General features: G+C 41.5%; 4 protein-coding genes and 1 pseudogene. All 5 read left to right on the top strand.

What is annotated here, in order from left to right:
- Positions 1-1,494, top strand: a pseudogene (locus FU659_RS35575) (hypothetical protein); the annotation flags it as partial.
- Positions 1,495-1,559: 65 nt separating this feature from the next.
- Positions 1,560-2,387 carry a hypothetical protein gene (locus tag FU659_RS17615; protein WP_147948779.1) on the top strand — a complete coding sequence of 276 codons (828 nt, stop codon included), beginning with the start codon at positions 1,560-1,562 and terminating at the stop codon, positions 2,385-2,387.
- A gap of 320 nt (positions 2,388-2,707) precedes the next feature.
- Positions 2,708-3,631 (top strand): S-layer homology domain-containing protein, encoded by a 924-nt coding sequence (locus tag FU659_RS17610; protein ID WP_147948778.1) that lies wholly within the window; start codon positions 2,708-2,710, stop codon positions 3,629-3,631.
- Between the two features lie 2 nt (positions 3,632-3,633).
- The gene (locus FU659_RS17605) at positions 3,634-6,024 is read left to right on the top strand and encodes a hypothetical protein (protein ID WP_147948777.1); all 2,391 of its coding nucleotides are present in this window, start codon (positions 3,634-3,636) and stop codon (positions 6,022-6,024) included.
- 75 nt (positions 6,025-6,099) lie between these two features.
- Positions 6,100-6,630, top strand: a complete 531-nt coding sequence (locus FU659_RS17600; RefSeq protein WP_147948776.1) for a hypothetical protein — start codon at positions 6,100-6,102, stop codon at positions 6,628-6,630.
- The last annotated feature ends 15 nt before the right edge of the window (positions 6,631-6,645 follow it).

Genomic DNA, 6,645 nt, shown 5'->3' with positions numbered 1-6,645 from the left:
GTAACAGGCGCGAAAGCAAGCGGTGTGTACCAAGTAACAGTTTCCTTCAACAAACCGGTTGATACAGCAAAAGCGAAGGTTGCTTTGACAAAAGGCACATTAGCAGTACCTTCCACAACAACATGGTCTGAAGATAAAAAAGTAGCAACATTAACAACGGATACGCGTCTTGGCGAAGGTGATTACACGGCAACGGTTAGCGGTTTAGATGCAGCAACGGTTGAGAAAACAACAGCTACTTTCACAGCACAAGATGAGCAAGTATCCAAAATCGACTTTGTCAATGCGAGTGACACTGTAGCTTACAGCAAAAATGCTGTTATTAAATTAAAAGCAGTGAATCAATACGGCGAAGCGGTATCCATGGGAACATCTAACTTTACAGCATTGGTATCCGGTCATGAGCCAACAAGCTTCAAAAAAGATAGCGATGGCAACTTGGTTGTGACGGCTGATATTACAGGAACTGGTATTTCGCAAGGAAATGGTATCGTTCCTGTAACGGTTTACTACAACAACAGCAACATTACCGTATCCAAAAACTTTAAAGTCGGTACCGTTCCGATCCTAAGCAAAATTGAAACAGGAAAAGTAACGTACTCGAACAATAGTACGAAATTGGTAGCTGCAGACGAAACAGCTTCCATCCCAATGAATCTGTTTGATCAATACGGTAACCCAATTGTAAAAAGTCAATTCGTAGCTGGTGAAATTGCACCAAGCAACATCAACCCAGTCGTTACGCCTTACGAGCAAAACTTGGAAATCGTAAAAGCTGGCGCATCCTTTGACACCAGCGACTTCTTTGACGAGAATGACAATGCTCGTGTACAAGTGAAGCTGAAAGCGAAACTGGATAAAACAGCTGATTACACAGTAAACATCTACGGTGGTTCTTCTTCAGCAACTGCAACAGTGAGTGTAGGCGCAGCTAACCTGGCAACAAAATTAGGCTTTGATACATCAGCCGTTTCACTTGCAGCGAATGATAAAGAAGTCTATGTACCGCTTACTGTTACAGATGCCAATGGCAACAAATTGAGTGCGCAAGATATTGTCGATAACGCAGATCGCTTCACATTCAGCGCAACCAATGGCAAAGGATCCATTCAAGCAACAGGCGAGCACAAAGGGCAATTGAAAATTGAGTTTGCTTCTGCTAATACCGTAGGCAATAAAGTGTATGTAACAGGACAAATTAATCAATCGCAGTCCAATACGTTTGTACAAACAAGCCTTCCGGTTCAAGATGCGCGTATTGCTGATCGCATTACGGTTACAACAGAGCCAGCGGCGAAAGCTATTCTTGGTGCCACAGATGAAATTGTGTACCAACTGAAAGATCAATATGGCGACGATATTAGCAAGGTTGATGCCAATATCCCAAGCAGCAATGGTCAAACATCGAACTACCGTCTTAAAGTTGAAGTGACAACAGAAGGAACAGGCGTAACCGCAACACCAAAAGGCGAAATGGCGAAAAGGATGGCGTAAGTGGCAACACAACGACGTATATCTACGCCAACGGTGATTTTGCTGATTTCAATAAAGGCTTTGATTTGAAAACAACGAGCGGCGACGTTGGAAAAGTAACTGTCAAAGCTGTCATTCAAAAAGCTTCGAACGGAACAACGAATTACTCAGATTACTCATCTGCCGTGAATCGTACGCTAGAAGCCGTTAAATCCGATACAGCTTTGACCTACTCGATTGAACCTGTAGGTACACTGTTTGCCGCGCAGGATACACTGAAAGCTGGTGTGGCTGCAGGCGAGACGCTACAAGCTGGTGCGAGTCAATTTGATAAAAAACTATCCGTTATTGCCAAAGATGCGGCTGGTAACAAAGTAGCTCTTCCACTGAACTATGTACAAGGTATTTCAAGCTCGGATCCAAACGTTCTCTCGGTTGCACGAGTAACGACAGATGGTACGAGCAATGTGGAAGATGGCTATGTTATTGGTAACAAAGCAGGAACAGCCACATTATCCGCGATTGTACGCACAAACAAAGGCGAAACCATTAACCTTACGCAAAGCGTAACGGTAAAAGCAGACGCCATTGCCGTTGACAAGCTGGAAGCTGGTAGAACGAATGCTACGTACAGTGGCACCACAACTATGGCCTATGACTACTTCACGAAAGATGCTGATCATCAATTGAAAGTAACGGACCAATACGGCATTACGTACAAAAATGCTGATATTGCGAAATATGACGCTGTTCTAGGTCTTCGTTACACAGTATCGGGAGTAAGCGGAAAAGACGCATCAGTAAACATCGATGCAAAAACAGGCGAAATCACTGCAACTGGTGATGTTCAAGAGTTCTTGATTACAGCGGTAGCGCCTAACGGCAAATCCGTGCAAGTGCTTGTAGCTAAATAAGAACGAAATAAGCAGCGAAAAGAGACCCTTCGGGGTCTTTTTTTGTTTTTTTGAATAAAAACGAATATTTTTTTTGAAAGATCGCAACTTTTTTAGAAACCATGCGTTTAATACTTTGAAAACATGAAAAAGATTTTATACTTATTAGCTATTTTTTCTAAAAATAATTCTTTACGACACTAAGGGACCACTGTATAATGTAAATTGGTGCAAGTGTCTATATTCCTACTTAAGTTTACTAGTTTCCAATGTAGCTAATAGAGCTACACGCGAACTTAGTTATATTATGCTCAAACTCTGGAAAGGGGGTGAACCAAACAATGAGTAAATCGAGCTCAAATATTGTTAAATTCAACCTAAAAAATAAAATTAAAGATATTCAAGGAGGAGAAAAAAAGGTTATGAAAAAAAGTTTATCCGTAGTTTTAACTACAGCAATGGCATTATCCGTGTTTTCTTCCGTAGCATTCGCTGATACAGCAGCTACAACTACTACTCCAGCAGCTACAGCAAAGAAAACATCTGCTGACTTCACAGATCTTAAAGATCTTGACGCAGCTACAAAAGCAAAATTTGATGCAATGATCAGCGCAGGTATTTTTGATGGAGTGAGCGATGGCGTATTCGGTCTTAAAGACGAAATGAACCGTGCTCAATTCGCAAAAGTTGCAGCTTTGATCACTGGTATCGATGTAAACAAAGATCTTAAAACTTCCAGCTTCTCCGATGTTAAATCCGATGACGCAGCTAACGGCTACGCATTGCCTTACATCGAAGCTTTGAAAACTGCTGGTATCACTGATGGTTTCGGCGAAGGTACTTACAACCCAGCTGGTAAAGTAACAAAAGAGCAACTTGCTACTTTCTTGGTTCGCGTTCTGAATAAAGATGCTGCTGCAAAAGCAAAAACAGGTACAGATTCAACTGTTTCTGATTGGGCACAAGGTTATGTAGCATTGGCTCTTGAATTGAAATTATTCCCAGCTGCTAGCGGTGGTTTCGGTGGTAAATCCAACGCAACTCGCGAATTGCTTCTGACTGGCGCGTACGAAGCTAAAGCTCAATACGTTTCCCCAGGTAAAGTATCCGTTACTGAAGCTAAAGCTGCTGGCGTATACAAAGTTCAAGTTACATTTAACAAGCCAGTAGATACTGCTGCTGCTAAATTGGCTTTGACTAAAGGTACATTAGCTGTTGGTACTTCAACAACTGCTCCAAATGGGCTGATGACAAGAAAAGTGTAACATTGACTACTGATACTCGTATCAGTGAAGGTGACTACACAGTAACTGTCTCCGGTCTCGATGCTGCTACTGTTGATAAAACAACTGCAACTTTCAAAGCTACTGACGAGCAAGTTACTAAAATTGACTTCGTAAATGCTTCCGATACGGTTGCATACAGTAAATTCGCTGTTATTAAATTGAAAGCAGCTAACCAATACGGTGAGGCTGTATCGCTCGGAACTTCCAGCTTTACTGCACTAGTATCAGGTCAGTCTCCTACTACTTTCAAAAAAGATGATGATGGTAACCTTGTAGTTACAGCCGATGTTACTAAAAATGGTACATCACAAGGTAATGGTATCATTCCTGTGACTGTATACTTTAATAACAGTAACATTACTGTTTCCAAAAACTTTAAAGTAGGTACTGTTCCGATTCTTAGCAAAATTGAAGCTGGTAAAGTAACCTATTCCAACAATGGTACTAGGTTGACTTCAGGGGATGACACAGCATCCATTGCTATGAATTTGTTTGACCAATACGGTAACCCAGTCGTGAAGAGTCAACTTCAGCCAATTACCCCTCAGGGTGGTACAGCTGCAATTGCTGAAATCGCAGCAAGCAACATCAACCCTGTAGTAACTCCATATGAGCAAAACATCACTGTAGTTCGTACGAACAATGATTACACAGATTTCTTTGATGATAATGACAATGCTCGTATTAAAATTAAATTGGCTAACAAATTAGATAAAACAGCAGATTATACTGTTAATATCTATGGTGGTTCTTCCTCTGCAACAGCTACAATTAGTGTAGGCGCTGGAGCATTGGCAACAAAGGTTGAATTTGATACTTCAGGCGTAGTTATTGCAGCTGGGGACCAAGATGTTAAAGTTCCATTAATCGTAACAGATGCTGCTGGTAACAAGCTAAGTGCAGCGGATATCGCTAATGATGACAACAAAGGCCGCTTCTCTTTCACTGTAACAAACGGAACAGCTACACTTGTTACTTCAGGTGCTGATAAAGGTAAATTGAATTTGAACTTTACTTCGGCTAATACTGTTGGAAATAAAGTATACATTTCTGGTCAAATTCAACAATCCCAAACTAACACATTTGTACAATCTAACATTGCTGTTCAGGATGCACGTGTTGCTGAACGTATTACAGTAACAACTGAGCCAGCTGCAAAAGCAATTTTTGGCGCATCCGATAAAGTAGTATACCAACTTAAAGATCAATATGGTTCTGATATTGATAAAGTTGCTTCTAATGTTACTAACCAATCTGGTCAAGTATCTAATTACAGAGTTAGAGTTGATGTAACTAGAGATACTGCTAGTACCGATACGAATGCTAACAAAATTAGTACTGCAACATTGGCTACTGCTCCTGCTCCTGTAGCGGGTACTAATACGGTTACCTACTACTTCTCAAACACTGAATTAGCTGAGTTTAATAAAGGTTTCAATGTTACTTCAACTAGTGGATCTGTAGGTAAAGTAACAGTTAAAGCTACAATCGAAAAGGCTCCAGGTGCATTAGGCGGTACATTAGCGTTTTCTGACTACTCTTCGTCAATTTCTCGTTCTTATGAGGCAATTAAGTCAGATGCTAGCTTAACTTACTCACTTAACACAATTGGTAATCTTTTTGCGGCAATTGATAAATTCTCAGGCAATGCTTCAATTAAAATTGGTAGTACTGCAAACGATTCATTAACGGCAGGTGCTCATGACAGCAGATTTGACAAGAAGATTGGTGTTACTGCAAAAGATTCTAGTGGTGCAACAGTTAAATTGCCATACAACTTTGTTAAGAGTGTAAGCAGCACTAATCCTACAGTAGTTTCATTTGCAACTGCAACAAATGATACAAATGATAGTAATACTACTACTACTACTACTGGTGTACAATTCCCTGCAACTGGAGGGTTACTATCCAATGGGTTTGTGATCGGTAATAAAGCAGGTACAGCTACTGTTTCTGTAGTTGTCTACACAAACAAAGGTGCTACTCTTACATTGACACAAGATGTAACTGTTAAAGATGAGGCAATTACAGTTGACTCAATCGTTGCAGGTAAATCAAGTAGAGATTACCTCAATGCTCCTACACCAGGTGCAACACCTGTAGCATTTACTTATGCATATGAATATTTCACTAAAGATGCCGATAATCAACTTAAAGTGAAAGATCAGTACGGAATCGAGTACAAAAACGCTGACATCGCACGTTATAACGCGGTTCTTGGTGTGTCTTACACAGTTACAGCAACTGGTGGTTCTGTAGATATTAATCCAATTACAGGTCAAATCGGAACTATCACTTCCGGTGTAACAGACTTTACAATCACTGCTAGTGCTCCTAACGGCAAGTCCGTTCAAGTTGTAGTTAAAAAGTAGTTCTCTAAAATAGAAGAAGGCCCTTAGGGGTCTTTTTCTATTTCAGGACATAGTTCTAGGATGCGAGGGAGATTTATGAATCGGATTAGAAAGATGATAATGCTGCTTGTAATCGGATTAGTCGCACTATTTTCAACGGCCCAAGCCGAAGCACCATCCCCCGGCTCCGCCACGGACCCGGTCATCACCAAAAGCTACTTCGACCAGAACACCTTAAGCGAAGCCAAGGTGAAGGAGCTTGTCGCTGCTGCGCTGGCTGCCAATGGTGGCAGCCAACCTAGCGCAGGAGGCACTTCTACAGTGCCAGCGGGGATCAAGGTTGTCCAATTGCAAAATGGACAAACGCTTTACGCCGGTGCAGGCGCTGAATTTATTGTTCGCTCCGGCAAGGTAGCAGCCGTGAGCAGTGATGACAACGGGATTCCTGACGTAACCGGTGGTAAAGATCTTGCCGCGGGAACGGAGATCGCGTTAAATCATCTTTTGATTTTCCCGACGGAAGGCCGCGGTATTAAGCCAACAGCCAAAAATACAGCCGACATCTACGTTATGGTGCGGGGAAGCTATTTGGTTCTGAATGCAGATGGAAGTAAGACTACTCCTTAATTTTACCCGTATTGA

This window comes from Paenibacillus sp. N3.4 (assembly GCF_008017805.1).
Lineage (GTDB): Bacteria > Bacillota > Bacilli > Paenibacillales > NBRC-103111 > Paenibacillus_E.
Note: the sequence above shows the minus strand (reverse complement) of the source record. Positions and strands in the feature narration are given on the sequence as shown.

Coding starts and splice junctions, on each gene's coding strand:
- FU659_RS17610 (WP_147948778.1), top strand. CDS start 2,708: ATGAGTAAATCGAGCTCAAATATTGTTAAATTCAACCTAAAAAATAAA.
- FU659_RS17600 (WP_147948776.1), top strand. CDS start 6,100: ATGAATCGGATTAGAAAGATGATAATGCTGCTTGTAATCGGATTAGTC.